Raw genomic sequence first — 19,612 nt, 5'->3', positions numbered from 1 at the left:
ACCCTGACAGGACACGGAGCCCGGTCACATCGGGTTTCCGGACCACCCGGTCGGACTCACCGGGCCCCGGACGGCACCGGAGTCCGCCGGTCACAGCGGCAGGCGGATGCGGGCGTCGATGCCGTGCGGGCGCGCGGGACGCAGCTCCAGGTCGGCGCCCTGGAGTTCCAGCAGGGTGACGACGATGGACAGGCCGAGCCCGGTGCCGCCCACCCCGTCGTGCCCGTCCCGCCAGAACGGCCGGGTCGCGCTGCCCAGCTGGTCCTCGGACAGGCCGGGCCCGTCGTCGACCACGTGCACGTCCACGTACTCCGTCCCGTCCTCGCCCCGGGCGGCCCCGTGCACGCGCACCACGATCCGCACCCCGGCCCCGCCGAACTTCAGCGCGTTGTCGATCAGCGCGTCCAGCGCCTGGTCGAGGGTGCCCTCCACGCAGCGCACCCGCACGCCGTCCTCCGCCTCGCACTCCAGGACCGCTCCGGCCCGCTCGGCGATGGGGCGCCAGGACTCCACCCGGTCCGCGGCCACCTCGGCGACCTCCTCGACCACCGTCGCGTGCTCGGCGTCCTCGGTGCGGGCGAGCGTGAGCAGGCTGTCGCAGACCCGGGTGAGCCGGTCCACCTCGTCCAGCGCCAGGCGGTGCTCCTGTGCGCCCTCGGGCGGCAGGTGGCGGCTGAGCGAGTCCACCCGCAGCCGCAGGGCCGCCAGCGGGTTGCGCACCTGGTGCCCGGCGTAGGCGACGAAGGTGCGCTGGCTCTCCAGCATGGCGCTGATCGTGTCCGCCATCCGGTTGAACGACTCCCCCAGCCTGCGCAGCTCCACGGGCCCGGCGGCGGTGGGCACGCGCGCGTCGAGGCTGCCGCCGCTGACGGCGCGGGTGGCCTCCTCCAGGTCGTCGATGGGGCGCAGGATCCAGCGGGTGAGCGGTCCGGCGGCGGCGATGCCGACGACCAGGAGCGCGGTCGCGGCGGCCCACGCCACCGCCCACTGGCCCAGCGTGGTGCGGCGCAGCGCCCCGGTCGGGGACGCCGTGACGGCGGCACCGACGGTCTCCCCGGAGCGGCCGATGGGCTCGGCGACCACGAGCGGCCCCTCCTGCCACGGGTAGACGATCGAGTCCGCGCCCATCCGGTTGCCCGCCAGGGCGGTGCGCACGGCGGCGGGGATCCGGCCGTCCCCGGTCCCGGCGGCGATGTCGGCCAGGGTGACGCCCTCCCGGGAGGCGGCGACCACCGTGCCGTCCCGGTCGACGATGAGGGCCGTGATGCCGTACAGCCGGTCGTAGGCGGCGAGTTCGCCGCTCAGGGTGTCCTCGGAGCCGGTGAGCACGCTGGGTTCGGCCAGACCGGCGAAGCGGGCGGTGTCGTTGATGCGGTCCAGGCGCATCTCGGAGGTCCCGCGCGCGGCGATGCTGACGCACAACGGCACGGCCAGGCCCAGGCAGGCCGCGACCAGCAGGGCCACGTACACGGTCACCACGCGTCGGCGCATCGACTCCCCCGTCCCCTGGCGGGCGGTCAGGGCCGTCTGGCCGTCTGGGCGGGGGCGACCGGCACGGACGGCTCCCCGCTCCCGCCGCTGGTGGCCGTGGTCGCGTCCGCCTCGACCGCGGCCACGCGGTAGCCGACACCGCGCACGGTCTCGATGAGGCCGGGCACGTCGAGCTTGGAGCGCAGCGTGCCGATGTGCACCTCCAGGGTGCGCAGGGTGCCGGGCCAGGACGTCTGCCACACGCGCAGCAGCAGGTGCTCGCGGGAGACCACCGAACCCGCCTCCCGGACCAGGGCGGCCAGCAGGTCGAACTCCTTGCGGGTGAGGTCCACGGGAGCCTCGCCCCGGGTCACCGTCCGCGTGGCCAGGTCCACGCTCAGCGGTCCGACGCTCAGCGGCGGGTCCTCCGGGCGGCGCCGGGTGCGGCGCAGGACGGCCTCCATCCGGGCGCACAGTTCGTCGACGGCCAGCGGTTTGACGACGTAGTCGTCGGCGCCCGAGCGCAGCCCGCGCACGCGTTCGCTCTGGCGGCCGCGCGCGGTGACCATGATGATGCCGGTGTCCGCGCCGTCGGCTCGCTCGCGCAGGCGGCGGCAGAGGTCGACGCCGTCCATGTCGGGCAGGCCGAGGTCGAGCAGGACGATGTCGACCGGTGCGGCGGTCAGGGCGCCCTGTCCGGTACGGACCTGGTCGACCACGTATCCGCGGGCTTCCAGCGCACCGGCCAGGGCGTCGGCGAGACGGACGTCGTCCTCGACGAGCAGCACCTTGATCATGGCGGTAGGGGTCCTTCGGGGAGGGCCTGGGCCTCGGGTGGCGGTTGTCGTACCCGAACCCTAGCCGGAGGGTGTGCCGTAGGACACAGTCGCCCCCGTGCTCCCCGTGCCCGTCACCCGCGGGCCCGTGCTCCCCGGGCCTCGCTCCTCAGCCCCGGCGGACGTGCGCGTCCGGGACGATCTCCGGTGCCCCGTGCTGGATCGCGTCGGCCTCCTGGTCGGTGTCCTGCTCCTGGGCCGCGCGCTCGGCCTCGATGCCCTTGCGGTAGTACTCCACCTCGCGCCGGGTCTGCTCGTCGTCCCACTCCAGGACGTCCGCGAGCAGTTCGGCGGCCTCCTCGGCGACCGCGATCCCGCGGTCCCAGGTCTCGAAGGAGATGCGGGTGCGGCGGGAGAGCACGTCCTCCAGGTGGCGGGCGCCCTCGGCCTGCGCGGCGTAGACGACCTCCGCCCTCAGGTAGTCGTCGGCGCCGGCCAGCGGGCGGCCGAGGTCGGGCCGGTCGCGGATCATGGCGAGCACGTCGTGGACGGAGGCGCCGTAGCGGCGCAACAGGTGGCCGATCCTGGACACGTGCAGGCCGGAGTGGCGCGCGAGCACGTGGCGCTGGTTGCTCAGGGCGGCGAACCCGTCGGCGCCCACCAGCGGCAGCCGGTCGGTGACCGAGGCGGGGACCGCCCCGCCCAGCCCGTGCGCGACGGCGTCCACGGCGTCCTCGGCCATCACCCGGTAGGTGGTGTACTTGCCGCCCGCGATCAGCACCAGGCCGGGCACGGGGTGCGCGACGGTGTGCTCCCGGGAGAGCTTGGAGGTCTGCTCCGACTCCCCCGACAGCAGCGGTCGCAGGCCCGCGTACACGCCCTCCACGTCGTCGCGGCCCAGGGGCGTGCGCAGCACCTGGTTGACGTGGTCCAGGACGTAGTCGATGTCGGCGCGGCTGGCGGCGGGGTTCTCCTTGTCCAGGTCCCACGCGGTGTCGGTGGTGCCGATGATCCAGTGCCGTCCCCACGGGATGACGAACAGGACGCTCTTCTCCGTGCGCAGGATCATGCCCGAGGACGCCTGGATGCGGTCGCGCGGCACCACCAGGTGCACGCCTTTGGAGGCGCGCACGTGGATCTGGCCGCGGCCGCCCACCATCTCCTGGATGTCGTCGGTCCACACCCCGGCCGCGTTGACGACCTGGCGCGCGCGGATCCGCACCTTGTCGCCGGTCTCCAGGTCGGTGGCGTCGGCGCCGACGACGTGTTCGCCCTCGCGCAGGAAGCCCACCGCCTGGACGCGGGAGGCGATGCGCGAGCCGAGCCCGGCGGCGGTGCGCAGCACGGTGGTCACGAAGCGGGCGTCGTCCACCTGCGCGTCCCAGTACTGGACGGCCCCGGCCAGGGCGTCGCGCTTGAGCGCGGGGAACACCCGCAGGGCACCGGACCTGGTCAGGTGCCGGTGCGCGGGCAGCCCGCGGTTGTTGCGGGAGGTCAGGGCCAGGGCGTCGTAGAGCGTGACGCCCGCGCCGATGTAGGCGCGTTCCCAGTGGTGGGAGAACGGGAAGAGGAAGGGCACCGGCCGGACCAGGTGCGGCGCGATCGTGGTGAGCAGCAGGCCGCGCTCGTGCAGGGCCTCGCGGACCAGCTCGAAGTCCAGTTGCTCCAGGTAGCGCAGGCCGCCGTGGATGAGCTTGCTGGATCTGCTGGAGGTGCCCGAGGCGAAGTCGCGCGCCTCGATGAGCGCCGTGGACAGTCCTCGTGAGACCGCGTCCAGCGCGATCCCGGCGCCGACGATGCCGCCGCCGACCACGAGGACGTCGAACTCCTCCTCGGCCATCGCCGCGAGTGAGGCCGCGCGCTCCTTCGGTCCCAACCAGGTGGTCGCCATCCGCCCGTCCCTCCGTCTCGATGGGTGCTCTCGCCCAGGCGCCTACCCGCCCGGCCGACCGGCCCATCAGACCGCTCCGATGTCCCAGGCTAACCGGGTTGCGCCGACGGCAGGGGACGCCGCGCGACCCACGGGCGTGTCTCGCTCCCCGTGGCCGCGCGGCCGGTACAGGGAGGAGGCCGCAGCGGCGCGACGTCCCACGTTCTGGGCGGGCGCGGCGCGGCCCTGCCGGTCCCCGGCCCGGCGCGGCGCCGGGGTGAGGAGCGCGGCGGCGGTCGTGGCCACGCCGCCGGGCACGGCCTCCGGGTCCGCGGCGCCCCTCAGGAGGCGTCGGCGTAGGCGTGCGCGTAGGCGAGCACGTCGTCGAGGTAGGTCCGGGAGCTGTTGTAGGTGAGGATCGCCGACTCCCAGTCCCGCGCCGAGGTGAGGTCGCGCCCGCCCCCGCACAGGTACCGTCCGGCCGAGAGCGCGGCGTCGTCGATGCTGCGCGGGTCGGGGTCGCCGCCCTCCAGGGAGGTTCCCCAGCGCTCCCACGTACTGGGGATGAACTGCATCGGGCCCACCGCGCGGTCCCACTCGGTGTCGTCGTCGTAGCGCCCGCCGTCGGTGTCGGGAATCGCCCGGGTGTTGTTCGTGCCGTCCAGCGGGATGCCGATGATGTCGATGGTCGTCAGTCCGTCCGACCCGATCTCGCCCCCGCCGTGGGTGCCGTGCTTGGTCTCCACGTAGCCGATGCCCGCCAGGGTCGGCCAGGACAGGCGGCAGGAGGGCTCTTCCTCGGCCAGGACCAGCTGGGCGCTGGCGTACCCCTCCAGCGCGCGGCGCGGGATGGTGGTGGACTCCGCCACCTCGTCGAGCCAGTCGCCGCTGGGCCGCGGGGCGGACGCCGGGGTCTGCTGCTCGTCGGCCCCGGTGCCGGTGCCGGTGCCCGCGCCGGCCGCCGCCTCGCCCCGCTCGCTCCCCGACCCTTCGTCGGGGGTGACCTCGGACGTGCTCGGCGGCGCGGTGAGCCCGTCGTGCGGCGGGGTCTCGATCGACCCGTCCTCGGGCACGCGCCCGTCGGCGGCGGAGGGCCCCGACCAGGCGTCCAGAGCGGCGGAGATCCGGTTGGCCACGTAGACGAGGCCGCCGGTGACCAGCAGGCACACGGCCAGGGCCGCGCACGCCGCCACCAGGGGACCGCGGCCGCGGGGCCGGTCGGTACGGGGAGCCCGACGCTTACCCATCGCCCCGCCCTCCTTCACGTGTTCGTCAACTGCGGACCATGCGAGACCAAAGTACGCGACGGACACGTAAAAGGGGCGTCCCTCCTGCGGGACGCCCCTTCGACACTGCGGGGTCAGCGGTGCGGGTTGACCACGACCTCGACCCGCTGGAACTCCTTGAGGTCGGTGTAGCCGGACGTGGCCATGGTGCGGCGCAGGGCGCCCATGAGGTTCATGGACCCGTCGCTCGTGGAGGCCGGGCCGTGCAGGATCGACTGCAGGTCGCCGATCGTGCCGACGTTGACCCGCTCTCCGCGCGGCAGCTCGCTGTGGTGCGCCTCGGCGCCCCAGTGGTAGCCGCCGCCGGGCGCCTCGGTGGCGCGCGCCAGCGGGGAGCCCACCATGACGGCGTCCGCGCCGCAGGCCAGCGCCTTGGCGATGTCGCCGCTGCCGGTCATGCCGCCGTCGGCGATGACGTGCACGTACCGGCCGCCCGACTCGTCGAGGTAGTCGCGGCGGGCCGCGGCCACGTCGCCGATCGCGCTCGCCATGGGCACCGCCACGCCCAGGACCGAGCGGGTGGTGTGCCCCGAGCCGCCGCCGAACCCGACGAGCACGCCGGCCGCGCCGGTGCGCATCAGGTGCAGGGCCGCGGTGTAGGTGGCGCAGCCGCCGACGACGACGGGGACGTCGAGGTCGTAGATGAACTGCTTGAGGTTGAGCGGCTCGGCGCGGCCCGACACGTGCTCGGCCGACACCGTGGTGCCCCGGATGACGAAGATGTCCACCCCGGCGTCGACGACGGCCTTGTGGTACTGCGCGGTGCGCTGCGGCGACAGCCGCGCGGCGGTCACCAGCCCGGCGTCGCGGATCTCCTCGATCCGGCGGCCGATCAGCTCCTCCTGGATCGGCGCCGCGTAGATCTCCTGGAGCCGCTGGGTGGCGGCGACGTCGTCCAGCTCACGGATCTCCGCCAGCAGCGGCGCGGGGTCCTCGTAGCGGGTCCACAGCCCCTCCAGGTCCAGGACGCCGAGGCCGCCCTGGCGACCGACGGCCACGACCGTCTCGGGCGACGCGACGCTGTCCATGGGGCTGACCACCAGGGGCGTCTCGAACCGGTAGGCGTCGATCTGCCAGGCGATGGACACCTCCTCCGGGTCACGCGTGCGGCGCGCCGGCACGATCCCGATCTCGTCGAGCTCGTAGGCACGACGCCCGTTCTTGCCCAACCCGATCTCCACCTGTGCCAACGCTTCGGTCCCCTCTGACGTGCGACGCCGGTCGGTCAACCGGCGTGTTTCCTGCAGCCGAGAGTCTATCGGCCCGCGGGTTGAGCTGGGTTTGCCCCGCTCCGACCGTGCTGCGGACCCGGCACGGGCGGCCGAACCCGCCAGGGGACCGCCCCGCGCGGGCGTCGCGCATGTACTCCGGGGCAGGGACCTCCGCCGTACCGGGACGGTCGGGCGCCTACGCCCCGGCCGCCGCTCCGACGGCCTGCTCCAGGTCGGCCCACAGGTCCTCGACGTCCTCGATCCCGGCGCTGACCCGGATGAGCCCCTCGGCGATCCCGGCCCGGGCCAGTCCCTCGGCGTCCATCGCGCGGTGCGACGTGCTCGCCGGGTGCATGACCAGGGTGCGCACGTCGCCCAGGGAGGGCGCGAGCGCGGCCAGCTCCACCGCGGCGGCGAACCCGCGGCCCGCCGCCAGACCGCCCGCCAGCTCGAAGGCCAGCACGCCGCCGAAGCCGCCGTCCAGGATCCGCCGGGCGGTCGCGTGCCCGGGGGCGTCCGGCAGCCCGGGGTAGTGCACGGCCGTGACCGCCGGATGGGCGTTCAGGCGCTCGGCGAGCACCTGGGCGTTGGCGCACTGGCGCGAGACCCGCACCGCGAGCGTGCTGAGCCCGCGGCTGATCAGCCAGGCGGCGAAGGGGTCCAGCACCGCGCCGAACTCGGCGGTGCGCGCGCGGACCGCGTCCAGCGCCCCCGGGTCGGCGAACACGGCGACGCCGCCGATGGTGTCGGAGTGGCCGCCCATGTACTTCGTCGCGGAGTGCACGACGACGTCGGCGCCGTGTTCGATGGGGCGGCAGAGCAGCGGCGTGGCGAAGGTGTTGTCCACGACGGTCGCGGCACCGGCCTCCCGGGCCAGCGCGGTGAGCACGGGCAGGTCGGCGACCCGGCCGGTGGGGTTGGCGATGGTCTCCAGCAGCAGCACGTCGGTGCCGGGGGTGAGCGCGGCGCGGACGCCGTCCAGGTCGTCGGCGTCGACCCGGACGACGTCCACGCCCCACCGCCCGCGCAGGTCGTCGAGCAGGCTCTGGGTGCCGCCGTAGAGCCGGTCCTGGGCCACCACCCGCCCTCCGGAGCCCAGCAGCGCCCAGAGGGTGGAGGTGATCGCGCCCATGCCCGAGCCGGAGGCGATCGCGCCCGCTCCCCCTTCCAGGTCCGCCACGGCGGCCTCCAGGGCGGCCACGGTCGGGTTGCCGTAGCGGGCGTACACGTAGGGCGAGCCCGGACCCTCGAAGGAGGCGGCCATGGCGTCGGTGTCGGTGAAGGCGAACGTGTGCGACTGGTAGAGGGGCGTGCCCAGCGGAGTGCTGCCCTCCACCGGTTCCACGGGTCGGTGCACGGTACGGGTGTGGATGTGAGGTGCCATGTCTCCCACTCTGACCGCCCCGCCACGCCGGCGGCAGAGCCAATCGGGCAGAATTGGATCCATGAGCGAGCCAATCTCTTCCGACGAGCTGACCGCCCTGCTCGGCCGCTGGGCGGCCGGACGCGGACCGCTCTACCGCCTCCTGGCGGCCCGGCTGCGCGCGCTCGCCGACGAGGGGGTGCTGGCGCCCGGAGCCGGCCTGCCCGCCGAACGCCGGCTGGCCGCCCGGCTCAGCGTGGGGCGCGGCACGGTCGTGGCCGCCTACGACCTGCTCAGCGAGGAACGCCGCCTGGTCCGCCGACGCGGCAGCGGCACCCGCGTGGCCCCCGGCCCCGACCCCTCGCCCGGACCGATCCGGCGCACGCACGACGGGTCGCTGTTCCTCAGCATGTTCGAGCCCACCGCCGGGACGCTCACGCTCACCTGCGCCGCGCCGGACGCCCCGCCCCCCGAACTCCGCGCGGCCTACCGGGAGGCGGCGGCACGGGTGGACATGCTCGCCAACGACATCGGCTACCACCCCGCGGGCCTGCTCGAACTGCGCGCCGTCATCGCGGAGCGCTTCACCGAGCGGGGGCTGCCCACCTCTCCGGACGAGGTTCTCGTCACCAACGGCGCCCAGCAGGCGCTGGACCTGCTGGTGCGCTGCCACGTGTCGGCCGGGGACACGGTCCTGGTGGAGCGGCCCACCTACCCGGGGGCGCTGGCGCTGTTCGGGGAGGCCGCCGCGGACGTGCGCGCCGTCGACACCGGTCCGGAGGGGATCGACGTGCCCGCACTGCTGGCGGCGATGGCCGACGTCCCCGCGCTCACCTACCTGGTGCCCTCGTTCCACAACCCGACCGGCACGGTCCTCCCCCCGCTGCTGCGACGCCGGGTCGCGGCGGCGGCCGGAGAGCACGGCGGGCTGGTGGTGGACGACGAGACCATGGCCCACCTGGGCTTCGACGGCCGGGTCCCGGCACCGCTGGCGTCCTTCCCCGGCGGCGAGGACGTGGTGACCGTGGGTTCGTTGAGCAAACTGGTGTGGGGCGGGTTGCGGATCGGCTGGATCCGGGCCCGGCGCCCGGCCCTGGAGCGCCTGCGCCGCACGAAGACCCTCACCGACCTGGGCGGCGACGTGCTGTCACAGCTGGCCGCCGCCCACCTCCTGCGCGACCTGGGGCCCGTCACGCGGCGGCGCGGCGCGGAACTGCGCCGCCGGCACGACCGGCTCGCGGCCGAGCTCCGGCGGCGCCTGCCCGACTGGGAGTTCGCACCGGTCTCCGGTGGCCAGACCCTGTGGGTGCGCCTGCCGCACGGCGACTCGGCGTCCTTCGCCCAGGTGGCGCTCCGCCACGGAGCCGCCCTGCTGCCCGGTGACAGCCTGTGCGCAGGAGGCGGCGGCACGGACCGGTTGCGGCTGCCGTTCCTCGCCTCGTCCGAGACGCTGGCCGAAGCCGTCGACCGCATCGCGCGCGCCTGGGAGCACTACCGCCGCACGGACACCCCGCCCGCACCCCCGCTGGGCGCCCTCGCCGTCTGAGCCCGGAACCCTCGGGGCGAGGGCCCCGTCCCGAGGGGATTCAAGGCCAGCCGTCCCGCTCACCGGGACCCAGGGGTTCAAGGCCAGCCGTCCCGCTCGCGGGAACCACTGGGGGTTGGTCGGGCCAAAGCGAGGAACGAGCGGCGGCCCAAAGAAAGCACAGGTGTGAGGGGCGCGCCGGTGCCTGCAGGAGGAGTCTCTGCCGCCAGCGAGGAACGAGCAAGGCAGTAGCGACGACGAAGGCCCCGGCGTGAAGCGCCCCGAACCCCCGGGCCAAAGCGAGGAACGAGCGGCGGCCCAAAGAAAGCACAGGTGTGAGGGGCGCGCCGGTGCCTGCAGGAGGAGTCTCTGCCGCCAGCGAGCCTGGGGCAGGCCTGCGGCCGCAGGCCGTCCGTTGAGGGTGGTGGCGGGCGACGGGCGGGACAGGCAGTAGCGACGACGAAGGACCCGGCGTGAAGCGCCCCGAACCCCCGGGCCAAAGCGAGGAACGAGCGGAGGCCCGAAGAAAGCACAGCGAGGGCGCCGACGGGTCCTGGAGGGCCTGGAGGTGGGTCCGCGAGGAACGAGCGGGCACACCGGAAGGCGCGAAGGCCCCGTCTCAGGGGCGCCCGAGCGCACCCCTGATGTCCTCCAGTCCGTCGAGGGCACGACCGTCCACGTCGGACGGGTCGGCCTCCGCCCGCGCGGCCAGGGACTCGGCCAGCGCGACCGAAGGAGCACTGAGGTCCCCGAAGCGCCGCGCGGTGTGCCCGAGGCAGAGTCCGGCGAGCCCGAGCAGCTGATTCCCGCTCTCGGCGCGATCGGCGACCAGGGCGCAGCAGCGCTCGACGAACTCCTGGTCATCGTCGTACAGCGCCGACCCGACCAGCGCACTCGCGGCGGAGAGCTCCCACGAGGGGTCGGCCAGTGCCCGTTCCAGCTCCGCGACCACCTCGCCGTGGGGCAGCGGGGCGGGGTTCTCGTAGCGCATCCGCGGCCTAACGGGCGTTGTAGTTGGGCGCCTCGACGGTCATCGTGATGTCGTGCGGGTGGCTCTCCCGCAGGCCCGCGCTGGTGATGCGCATCAGCTGGCCGCGCTCGCGCAGGTCGGCCACGGTGCGCGCACCGGCGTACCACATGGACTGGTGCAGGCCGCCGACGAGCTGGTGGGCGACCGCGGAGAGCGGCCCGCGGAAGGGCACCTGGCCCTCGATGCCCTCGGGGACGAGCTTGTCCTCGGCGGAGACGTCGGCCTGCGCGTAGCGGTCCTTGGAGTAGGAGCGGCCGCGCATGGCGCCCAGCGAACCCATGCCGCGGTAGGCCTTGAACTGCTTGCCGTTGATGAAGATCAGCTCGCCGGGGCTCTCCTCGACGCCCGCCAGCAGGCTGCCGAGCATGACGGTGCTGGCTCCGGCGACGATGGCCTTGGCGATCTCGCCGGAGTACTGCAAGCCGCCGTCGGCGATGAGCGGCACGCCCGCCGGACCGCACGCCTTGCTCGCCTCCAGGATGGCGGTGAGCTGCGGGGCGCCCACTCCGGCGACCACGCGGGTGGTGCAGATGGAGCCCGGCCCCACGCCGACCTTCACGGCGTCGGCACCGGCGTCGACGAGCAGCTGCGCGCCGGCGCGGGTGGCGACGTTGCCCGCGACGACGTCGGCACGGGAGTTGGCCTTGAGTTTGGCGATCATGTCGGCCAGGCCGGCCGAGTGCCCGTGCGCGGTGTCCACGACGAGGAAGTCGACCCCGGCCTCGACCAGCAGCTTGGCGCGCTCCTCGGCCTCGGAGCCCACGCCCACGGCCCCGCCGACCACGAGGCGGCCGTCGGCGTCCTTGGTGGCGTCGGGGAACTGCTCGCTCTTGATGAAGTCCTTGACGGTGATGAGCCCGCGCAGGCGGCGGTCGCCGTCGATGAGGGGCAGCTTCTCGACCTTGTGCTCGCGCAGCAGCTCGAAGGCCCGCTCGCGGCTGACCCCGACCGGCGCGGTGACCAGGTTCTCGGTGGTCATGACGTCGCGGACCAGGCGGGTGCGGTCCTGCTCGAAGCGCATGTCGCGGTTGGTGACGATGCCGACCAGACGGCCCTGGGCGTCGGTGACCGGAACGCCGGAGATGCGGTAGTGGGAGCACAGGCGCTCGACCTCGGCGAGGTCGTCCTCGGGCTGACAGGTGACCGGGTCGGTGACCATGCCCGCCTCGGAGCGCTTGACGAGGTCGATCTGGGCGGCCTGCTCCTGCGCGGAGAGGTTGCGGTGCAGCACGCCCGCGCCGCCGTTGCGCGCCATGGCCACGGCCATCCGGGCCTCGGTGACGGTGTCCATCGCCGCGGACAGCAGCGGGATGCGCAGGGAGATGTTGCGGGACAGCCGGGTGGCGGTGTCCACCTCGCCGGGCTGGAGATCGGAGTAGGCCGGGACGAGCAGGACGTCGTCGTAGGTCAGCCCGGGCGGGAGCAGCTTGTCCCCGTAGTCGCTGTACTCCTGGACCATGACACAACCTCCGCTGTTCCGGCACACCTGCGCGGATTCGCCCCCGCGTGTCACCTCATCCTAGGGCGTGGCGACGGCCGCCCCACGAGGAACGGCCTGTTGGAACGGTCACCGGGCCGAAAAGTGAGCTGTCTCACAGTTTGAGATCGGGGTCGCTCGGTCCGACGGGGTGGTGGTAGCGGCAGTAGCCCCGAGCCCGGGCGGAGGGACGCCGCGGGCACACACGGCGCCCGCGGTCGCGGCCGGCGTGCTCAGGTGAAGAGGCGGTTCGCCACGGCCACCTGCCGAAGCCGAGCAATAGCTCGGTGCTGGGCAACCCGTACCGCACCCGCCGACATTCCAAGTACATGTCCCGTCTCATCCGCTGTCAGACCCGCGATCACTCGCATGATCAGGAGTCTGCGTTGCTGTTCCGGCAGTTCGTCGAGGAGTTCTCTGGCGCGCTGGGCCTCGATGCCGCGCACCGCCGACTCCTCGGGCCCGGGGCCGTCGTCGGCCCGCTCGGGCACGGACTCCGTGGGCACCGTCTCCACCCGGCCCGCCACACGCAGGGTGTCGGCGACCTTGTGGGCGGCGATCCCGAAGACGAAGGAGGCGAAGGGGCGCCCCCGGTCCTGGTAGCGCGGTATCGCCGTGAGCAGCGCGATGCACACTTCCTGGGCGACGTCGTCGGAGTAGTGCGCGAGCCCGGAGACCCGGGCCAGCCGTGCGCGACAGTACCGGACGACCATGGGCCGGACCTCCCGCAGGAGCGAGTCCATGGCTCCGTCGTCCCCTCGAACCGCGAGCGAGCCGAGATGGTTCAACCCCGAGTCACGCGCAGTGGAGTCCGGCTCCCCGTGCGTCCCTGGCCGCTGCGCGGTAACGCCCCCCCGGGCGCCTGCATCCGTCACGTTACGAATGATGCCCGCACCGGGGGACCCAACCGCCCCAATCGCCAACTACGGAATGGTCACGTTTTGGAAAATTCACCAGAAAACGACCCAGTCAAAGCGAGGAATCCCATGAAACCCGTGATAGAAGGCGCCGTCCGGACGGCGCCCGCCGCACGTGGCGGAAGCCCCGGTCCAAGGCCGCCCGCCGCACGTGACGGGAGCCCCGGTCCAAGGCCATCCGCTGGGGGGCCGGCGCCCCCGATCCGCGGCACCGGGCCGGTGGCGGGCGGCGACGGGGGCCGGACGCGCGTGCGCCCCGCCCCCGTACCGGACCCGTGACCGCGCCTCGGCGCGGTCGTCACGACCGGGATCTAGTGGCCGTGCCCGTGGCCGTCGTCGGCCTCGTCCTCGGGCTTGTCCGCGACCAGCACCTCGGTGGTCAGCAGCATGCCCGCGATGGACGCGGCGTTCTGGACGGCGGAGCGCGACACCTTGACGGGGTCGATGATGCCCTCGGCGGTCAGGTCGCCGTAGACGCCGGTCGCGGCGTTGTAGCCGTGGCCGACCTCCATCTCGGACACGCGGTGGGTCACCACGTAGCCCTGGGCACCGGCGTTCTCCGCGATCCAGCGGGCGGGCTCGACCAGCGCGCGGCGGACGATCGCCACACCGGTCGCCTCGTCGCCCTTCAGGCCCAGGTCGCCCAGGGCCGTGGAGGCGTGCACCAGGGAGGCGCCGCCACCGGCGACGATGCCCTCCTCGATGGCCGCACGGGTCGCCGAGATGGCGTCCTCCAGGCGGTGCTTCTTCTCCTTGAGCTCGACCTCGGTGGCCGCGCCCACGCGCAGCACCGAGACGCCGCCCGCGAGCTTGGCCAGGCGCTCCTGGAGCTTCTCGCGGTCCCAGTCGGAGTCGCTCGCCTCGATCTCCTTGCGGATCTGGCGGATGCGGTCGTCGACCTCGCTCTGCTCACCGTTGCCGTCCACGATGGTGGTGGCGTCCTTGGTGACGGTGATGCGGCGGGCGCTGCCCAGGGCCTCCACACCGGCGTTCTCCAGGGTCAGGCCGACCTCTTCGGAGATGACCTGGCCACCGGTGACGACGGCGATGTCCTGCAGCATGGCCTTGCGGCGCTCGCCGAAGCCGGGCGCCTTGACCGCGGCGACGTTGAGCGTGCCGCGCATCTTGTTCAGCACCAGGGCGCCCAGGGCGTCGCCCTCGATGTCCTCGGCGATGATCAGCAGCGGCTTCTTGGTCTCCTGGACGACCTTCTCCAGCAGCGGGAGCAGCTCGTTCAGGTTCCCGATCTTGCCCTGGCTGATGAGGATCTGGGCGTCCTCCAGCACCGCCTCCTGGCGGTCGGCGTCGGTGACGAAGTAGGGCGAGACGTAGCCCTTGTCGAACTGCAGGCCCTCGGTGAAGTCCAGCGACAGGTCGAAGGTCGGGGACTCCTCGACCGTGATGACGCCGTCCTTGCCGACCTTGTCGAAGGCCTCGGCGATGAGGTCGCCGATCTGCTCGTCCTGAGCGGAGTTGGTCGCCACGTAGGCGATGTCCGCGCGCTCCTCGACGGGGCGGGCGCGCTCCAGCAGGATCTCGGCGACCCGCTCGGCGGCCAGGTCGATGCCGCGCTTGAGGGACATCGGCGAGGCGCCGGCGGCGACGCTGCGCAGGCCCTCGCGCACGAGCGCCTGGGCCAGGACGGTGGCGGTGGTGGTGCCGTCACCCGCGGCGTCGTTGGTCTTGGTGGCGACCTCCTTGACCAGCTGGGCGCCCAGGTTCTCGTAGGGCTCGTCCAGCTCGATCTCACGGGCGACGGTCACACCGTCGTTCGTGATGGTGGGCGCACCGAACTTCTTGTCGATGACGACGTTGCGGCCGCGCGGGCCGAGCGTGACCTTCACCGCGTTGGCGAGACGGTCGACGCCCCGCTCGAGGGCGCGGCGAGCGTCGTCCTCGAACTCCAGGATCTTCGGCATGTGTGCGTGCTTCCTTTGACCGTGGTCGGAAAAGTGCGTCCCGCACCCGCACGGCGATGTGCCGGCCGGTGCGGGACGCGCATGGCTCCTGGCCCGCGATGGCGGGCCTTGCCGAGGTGGGTGTGCCCCGCGGGCGCGGGGAGCCGCCTACTTCTCGACGACCGCGAGGATGTCGCGGGCGGAGAGGACCAGGTACTCCTCGCCGTCGTACTTGACCTCGGTGCCGCCGTACTTGCTGTACAGGACGACGTCGCCGACGTTCACGTCCAGCGGGATGCGGTTCTCGCCCTCGTCGTCCCAGCGACCGGGACCGACGGCCAGGATCTCGCCCTCCTGGGGCTTCTCCTTGGCGGTGTCCGGGATGACCAGACCGGAAGCCGTGGTCTGCTCGGCCTCCAGGGTCTTGACCACGACGCGGTCCTCGAGCGGCTTCAGCACGGTCTTGGTGGCGGTCGACACGGTGTGACCTCCCCCTTCAAAATTTCGATGTCCTGAGATCGGCCCGCGCGGGCGCACGGACCGGCTGCGAAAAAGGGGCGACCACGGCGGCCTGTCGTCGCGGGTGCCAGACCGGCCTCGTCGCGATTAGCACTCTACCCCTGCGAGTGCCAGAATGGAAATGTGGCGGGAGGGCCTGGTCGGCCGGGCTTCGCGACACGCGCCCCAAGCGGCACCGGGGAGGGTGACAGGCGCCGCACCACCCGACTCCAGGAGGTCCGATGCACCTGCCCGCCTTCGAGGCCCTGCTCACCGACGCGGGGGCGGAGCTGCTGGCGGACGTGGACCCGGAGGCGGCCGCCGCGGACCGGCTGGCCGCGGCGTCCCGGCTGCGCGGCGACCCGCGGCTGGCGGCGCTCGATCCCGCCCTACCCGTTTCCGATCTGGTCAACGCGGCCCTGAACCAGGTTCTGCTGCGCAGGCGCGGACGGGCCAAGTTCGGGGACCGCGCCGAGCGGATGTACTTCACCCCGGACGGCCTGGAGCAGTCGACACGGCACGTCGTGGCGGCCTACCGCGCCGAGCGCACGGCCGCGGTCGCGGACGCCGTCCTCGACGGGGCCGCGGCGGGCGACCTGTGCTGCGGCGTGGGCGCGGACCTGCTCGCGCTGGCCGAACGGGGCGTGCCGGTCGAGGGCGTGGACGCCGACCCCCTGACCGTGGCGGTCGCGCGCGCCAACGTGGCCGCGCTGGGGCTGGAGCACCTGGCACGGGTGCGCGAGGGCGACGCCGCCGGGATCGCCCCGGGGGCCTACCCGCTGCTCTTCTGCGACCCGGCCCGGCGCGGAGGCCGCGGGCGGGTGTTCGACCCGGCGGCCTACTCCCCTCCGTGGGACGTGGCCGTACGCCTGGCCGAGGGATCCGGGGCGGCCTGCCTGAAGGCCGCGCCCGGACTGCCGCACGAGGCGATCCCGCCGAGCGCGTCCGCCGAGTGGATCTCCGTGGACGGCGAGCTGAAGGAGACGGTGCTGTGGTTCGGCGCGGCGGCCCGGGGACCGCGCCGCCGGGCGACCGTGCTGAGCGAGAGGAAGGGCGCGGCCCAGGGGGGACCGGGTCGCGGACCCGTGCCGGAGGACGGGGCCCGGCCCGGCGCGCAGGGCCCCCCGCCGGCGGACGTCGGGTGGCAGCTGGTGGAGGAGCCCGGGCTGGGCGCCGCGCCCGTGGCGCCGGCCCGGCGGTACCTGTACGACCCGGATCCGGCCGTGGTGCGCTCCCACCTGGTCGCCGAGGCGGCGGCCCGGGTGGACGGCGCGCTGCTGGACGAGCGGATCGCCTACTTCACGGCCGACCGGGCGGTGCTCTCGCCGCTGTGGCGGGTGCTGGAGGTGACCGAGGTGATGCCGTTCTCGCTCAAACGCCTGCGGTCGGCCCTGCGCGCGCGGGGCGCCGGAACGGTCACGGTCATGAAGCGGGGATCGGCGGTGGACACCGAGAAACTGCGCCGGGACCTGCGGGCGTCGGGCCCGGAGTCGGTCACGGTGGTCCTCACCCGGATCGGCGAGCGGCCCGTGTCCCTGCTGTGCCGCGAGATCGCGGGCACCGGAGGGCTGTGAGGGCTCGCCGGGGGTAGGGACGCCCCCACCCCTCGATGTAGCCCGTGCCCGATGGAGCGCGGCCCGTTCCGCGGCCAGGCTGGACCCATGACGGAGCGAACGACGGAACACGCGCCGACCGGGCCCGGAGCCGGTCCGGCCGAACCCGGAGGCGGCCGGGGACCGGTCCTGGACCTGGAGGGCGTGACCAAGGCCTTCCGGGGCGGGACCACCGCGGTCGAGGACCTGACCCTGCGGCTGACCCCCGGGGTGGTCGGCCTCCTCGGGCCCAACGGCGCGGGCAAGTCCACCCTGATGCGCGTCATGGCCACGGTGACCCGGCCGACCGCGGGCCGGGTGCTGCTGGACGGCACCGACATCGTCGCGCGTCCGAAGGCGATGCGGGCCGTGTTGGGCTACCTCCCCCAGGACTTCGGCGTCTACCCGCACCTGACCTCCCGGGAGTTCCTCGGCTACCTCGCCGCGGCCAAGGGCCTTCCCGCACGCACCGCGCGGGCCCGGATCGACGACCTCCTCGAACTGGTCAACCTCACCTCCGCCGTCAGACGGCCCCTGGGCGGGTACTCGGGCGGCATGCTGCGCCGGGTCGGGATCGCCCAGGCGCTGCTCGCCGACCCGCGTGTGCTCATCGCCGACGAGCCCACCGCGGGCCTGGACCCGGAGGAGCGGGCGCGGTTCCGCAACCTCCTCGCGGAGCTGTCCCGGGACCGGATCGTCGTGCTGTCCACGCACATCGTCTCCGACGTCGAGTCCGTGGCGACCGACCTCGCCGTGGTCGCGGCGGGCCGGCTCCTGCGGCACGGCTCCCCGGACTCCCTGCTCCGGGAGGCGGCGGGGCTGGTGTGGGAGGCGGTCGTGCCCGCCGACGCGGCGGCCGGACTCCAGTCGCGCCACCGGGTGAGCCGCATGGTGCGCACCGGCGACGGGGTGCGGGTCCGCCTGGTGTCCCGGCACAGTCCGCTGCCCGACGCCGTCAGCGTGCCGCCCGACCTGGAGGACCTCTACCTCCTCGTCGTCCCCCCGTCCCGCACCGGCCCCGCCGCGGCCCCCTTCCAGGCAGCGCTCAGGGGGCCGTCGTGGTGAGGGGCTACTGGCGCCTGGTCCTGGGGGACCTGCGCGAACGCGTGCGCGTACCGGCCTACCTGGTCGCCCTGCTGGCCACCGTGGGCCTCGGCTACCTCGCGGTCCCCGCCGTCGGCTCCCACTGGACGGTCGTGGACGTCGCGGGATACCGCGGCGTGTACGACAGCGCCTACGTCGGGATGGTGACGGCCCTGGCCAGCGCCCTGTGGTTGACCCTCGCGGGCTTCTACGTGGTGCGGAACACCGTCGCCCGGGACCGGTGGACGGGCGTGGGGGAACTGCTGGCCGCGACCCGGCTGGGCACGCCCGGCTACCTGGTGGCGAAGTTCGGCGGCAACGTCGCGGTGCTGGTGTCGATGCTGGGCGTCGTCGCGGCCACGGCCGTGGTGATGCAGCTGGTCCGCGGCGAGGCCCCGCACGTCGACCCGGTGGCACTGCTGACCCCGTACGTGGTGCTCGCCCTTCCCCTGATGGTCCTGACCGCGGCGGCGGCCGTCCTGTTCGAGGCGACGCCGCTGCTGCGGGGCGGCGTGGGCAACGTGGTCTGGTCGGTGGTCGCGCTGGCGCTGATGATCGTCGGGCAGTCCGCTCAGGCGCCGCTCGGAGGCCTGGGCGTCGGGAACGTGGCCGAGTCCTTCCGCGACTCCCTCGGTGCCCAGGGGATCGACGCGGCCGGAGGCGGGTTCAGCCTGGGACTGACCTACGTCGACGAGCCGCTGCGGACGTTCGACTGGTCCGGTTGGACGCCCACCGGCGACCTGGTGGCGAGCCGCCTGCTGATCGTCGGGATCGCCCTCGCTCTCGTGCTGCTGCCGGTCCTGTGGTTCGACCGGTTCGACCCCGCCCGGGGGACCGGCGCCGCGAAGGCGTCCACCACGCCGGTGCCGGCCCCCGAACCGCGTGCCGCGGCCGCCGGCCCGGCTCCCCGGGCGTGGCGGGGGCTACCGCCAACACCGGCTCCGGGACGCGCGCCCCGGAGCGCCTGGGGCGTGTTCCCCCGCCTGGTCGCGGGTGAGCTGCGGATGCTGCTGAGCGGGCTTGGCCGCTGGTGGTGGGGGGTCGCCGCCGCGATCACGGTGGCGGCCCTCGCCCTGCCCGCCGCCTCGGCGCCCACCGTGCTCCTCGTCGCGTGGATCTGGCCGCTGCTGGTCTGGTCGCGGTTGGGGTCGCGGTCCCGCCTCCTCGGGCTGGACGACCTCCTGGGCTCGTACCCGAGCCCGGCCGGGAGGTTCCTGGCCGAGTGGACGGCGGGGGTGCTCCTGACGGCGGCCGCCGGCGCCGGGCCGCTGCTCCGCATGCTCGCGGCCGGGGACTCCGCCGGCGCGGCCGCCTGGGCCGCGGGGGCGGTGTTCGTGCCGAGCCTGGCGTTCGCTCTGGGGGTGGTGAGCAGGGTGGGGCGACCGTTCCAGGCCCTCTATCCACTGCTGTGGTACCTGGTCGTCAACGGCTTCGCCCCACTGGACTTCCTCGGCGCGGCACGGGTCGACGGGCAGCCCGCGGGCCCGCACCCGCTGTGGGTCGCGGCGGTGGCGCTGGGCCTCCTCGGAGCGGCGGGCGCGGTGGCCGCCATCCGCTCACGGCCGCACCTCCCGCGCGGAGCCGCGCGCCCCGCCTGACCCCCCGCCCCTCTCCGG

15 protein-coding genes are annotated in these 19,612 nt (G+C 74.2%); 4 read left to right on the top strand and 11 right to left on the bottom strand.

The window, feature by feature from the left end; genetic code table 11:
• Nucleotides 1-90 precede the first annotated feature (90 nt).
• From ADL05_RS04775 to ADL05_RS04750, 6 genes are all read right to left on the bottom strand, one after another.
• Entirely contained in the window at nucleotides 91-1,491 is a 1,401-nt protein-coding gene (locus ADL05_RS04775) for a HAMP domain-containing sensor histidine kinase (protein WP_053615640.1), read from the bottom strand.
• A gap of 26 nt (nucleotides 1,492-1,517) precedes the next feature.
• Nucleotides 1,518-2,267 carry a response regulator transcription factor gene (locus ADL05_RS04770; RefSeq protein WP_053615639.1) on the bottom strand — a complete coding sequence of 250 codons (750 nt, stop codon included), beginning with the start codon at nucleotides 2,265-2,267 and terminating at the stop codon, nucleotides 1,518-1,520.
• A 148-nt stretch (nucleotides 2,268-2,415) separates the two neighbouring features.
• On the bottom strand, nucleotides 2,416-4,137 hold the full coding sequence (locus ADL05_RS04765) for a glycerol-3-phosphate dehydrogenase/oxidase (RefSeq protein WP_053615638.1): 1,722 nt from the start codon (nucleotides 4,135-4,137) through the stop codon (nucleotides 2,416-2,418).
• Between the two features lie 320 nt (nucleotides 4,138-4,457).
• Nucleotides 4,458-5,363, bottom strand: coding sequence for a lytic transglycosylase domain-containing protein (locus ADL05_RS04760; protein ID WP_053615637.1), 906 nt, complete (start codon nucleotides 5,361-5,363; stop codon nucleotides 4,458-4,460).
• Nucleotides 5,364-5,476: 113 nt separating this feature from the next.
• Nucleotides 5,477-6,583, bottom strand: a complete 1,107-nt coding sequence (locus ADL05_RS04755) for a GuaB3 family IMP dehydrogenase-related protein (RefSeq protein ID WP_053615636.1) — start codon at nucleotides 6,581-6,583, stop codon at nucleotides 5,477-5,479.
• A gap of 226 nt (nucleotides 6,584-6,809) precedes the next feature.
• Nucleotides 6,810-7,997, bottom strand: a complete 1,188-nt coding sequence (locus ADL05_RS04750) for a PLP-dependent aspartate aminotransferase family protein (protein WP_053615635.1) — start codon at nucleotides 7,995-7,997, stop codon at nucleotides 6,810-6,812.
• 61 nt (nucleotides 7,998-8,058) lie between these two features.
• Between ADL05_RS04750 and ADL05_RS04745 the strand changes: the two genes are divergently transcribed.
• Nucleotides 8,059-9,522 carry a PLP-dependent aminotransferase family protein gene (locus tag ADL05_RS04745; protein ID WP_053615634.1) on the top strand — a complete coding sequence of 488 codons (1,464 nt, stop codon included), beginning with the start codon at nucleotides 8,059-8,061 and terminating at the stop codon, nucleotides 9,520-9,522.
• Nucleotides 9,523-10,120: 598 nt separating this feature from the next.
• Here ADL05_RS04745 and ADL05_RS04740 read toward each other — a convergent pair.
• The 5 genes from ADL05_RS04740 to groES all read right to left on the bottom strand — a co-directional run bounded on the left by ADL05_RS04740 (nucleotide 10,121) and on the right by groES (nucleotide 15,303).
• Nucleotides 10,121-10,492 carry a hypothetical protein gene (locus ADL05_RS04740; protein ID WP_053615633.1) on the bottom strand — a complete coding sequence of 124 codons (372 nt, stop codon included), beginning with the start codon at nucleotides 10,490-10,492 and terminating at the stop codon, nucleotides 10,121-10,123.
• A 7-nt stretch (nucleotides 10,493-10,499) separates the two neighbouring features.
• The gene (gene guaB / locus ADL05_RS04735) at nucleotides 10,500-11,990 is read right to left on the bottom strand and encodes an IMP dehydrogenase (RefSeq protein ID WP_053615632.1); all 1,491 of its coding nucleotides are present in this window, start codon (nucleotides 11,988-11,990) and stop codon (nucleotides 10,500-10,502) included.
• Nucleotides 11,991-12,241: 251 nt separating this feature from the next.
• A complete protein-coding gene (locus tag ADL05_RS04730) occupies nucleotides 12,242-12,883 on the bottom strand; it encodes a sigma-70 family RNA polymerase sigma factor (RefSeq protein ID WP_082376122.1) in 642 nt (213 codons plus the stop codon).
• Between the two features lie 353 nt (nucleotides 12,884-13,236).
• Nucleotides 13,237-14,844: a chaperonin GroEL gene (groL, locus tag ADL05_RS04725; protein WP_053615630.1), complete on the bottom strand. Its 1,608-nt coding sequence runs from the start codon at nucleotides 14,842-14,844 to the stop codon at nucleotides 13,237-13,239.
• Between the two features lie 147 nt (nucleotides 14,845-14,991).
• Nucleotides 14,992-15,303: a co-chaperone GroES gene (groES, locus tag ADL05_RS04720; protein ID WP_053615629.1), complete on the bottom strand. Its 312-nt coding sequence runs from the start codon at nucleotides 15,301-15,303 to the stop codon at nucleotides 14,992-14,994.
• Nucleotides 15,304-15,563: 260 nt separating this feature from the next.
• On the opposite strand from groES, the gene ADL05_RS04715 reads away from it, so the two are divergent.
• The 3 genes from ADL05_RS04715 (at nucleotide 15,564) to ADL05_RS04705 (ending at nucleotide 19,594) form a co-directional block, all read left to right on the top strand.
• Nucleotides 15,564-16,895 (top strand): SAM-dependent methyltransferase, encoded by a 1,332-nt coding sequence (locus tag ADL05_RS04715; RefSeq protein ID WP_053615628.1) that lies wholly within the window; start codon nucleotides 15,564-15,566, stop codon nucleotides 16,893-16,895.
• Nucleotides 16,896-16,982: 87 nt separating this feature from the next.
• A complete protein-coding gene (locus tag ADL05_RS04710; protein WP_082376107.1) occupies nucleotides 16,983-17,978 on the top strand; it encodes an ABC transporter ATP-binding protein in 996 nt (331 codons plus the stop codon).
• A complete protein-coding gene (locus ADL05_RS04705) occupies nucleotides 17,975-19,594 on the top strand; it encodes a hypothetical protein (protein ID WP_197285684.1) in 1,620 nt (539 codons plus the stop codon). The genes ADL05_RS04710 and ADL05_RS04705 overlap by 4 nt, the downstream gene beginning before the upstream one ends.
• Nucleotides 19,595-19,612: the final 18 nt, after the last annotated feature.

Origin of the sequence: Nocardiopsis sp. NRRL B-16309 (assembly GCF_001279585.1) — a bacterium.
Taxonomy (GTDB): domain Bacteria; phylum Actinomycetota; class Actinomycetes; order Streptosporangiales; family Streptosporangiaceae; genus Nocardiopsis.
The sequence above is the reverse complement of the archived record's forward strand: the minus strand, read 5'-3'. Positions and strand labels throughout refer to the sequence as shown.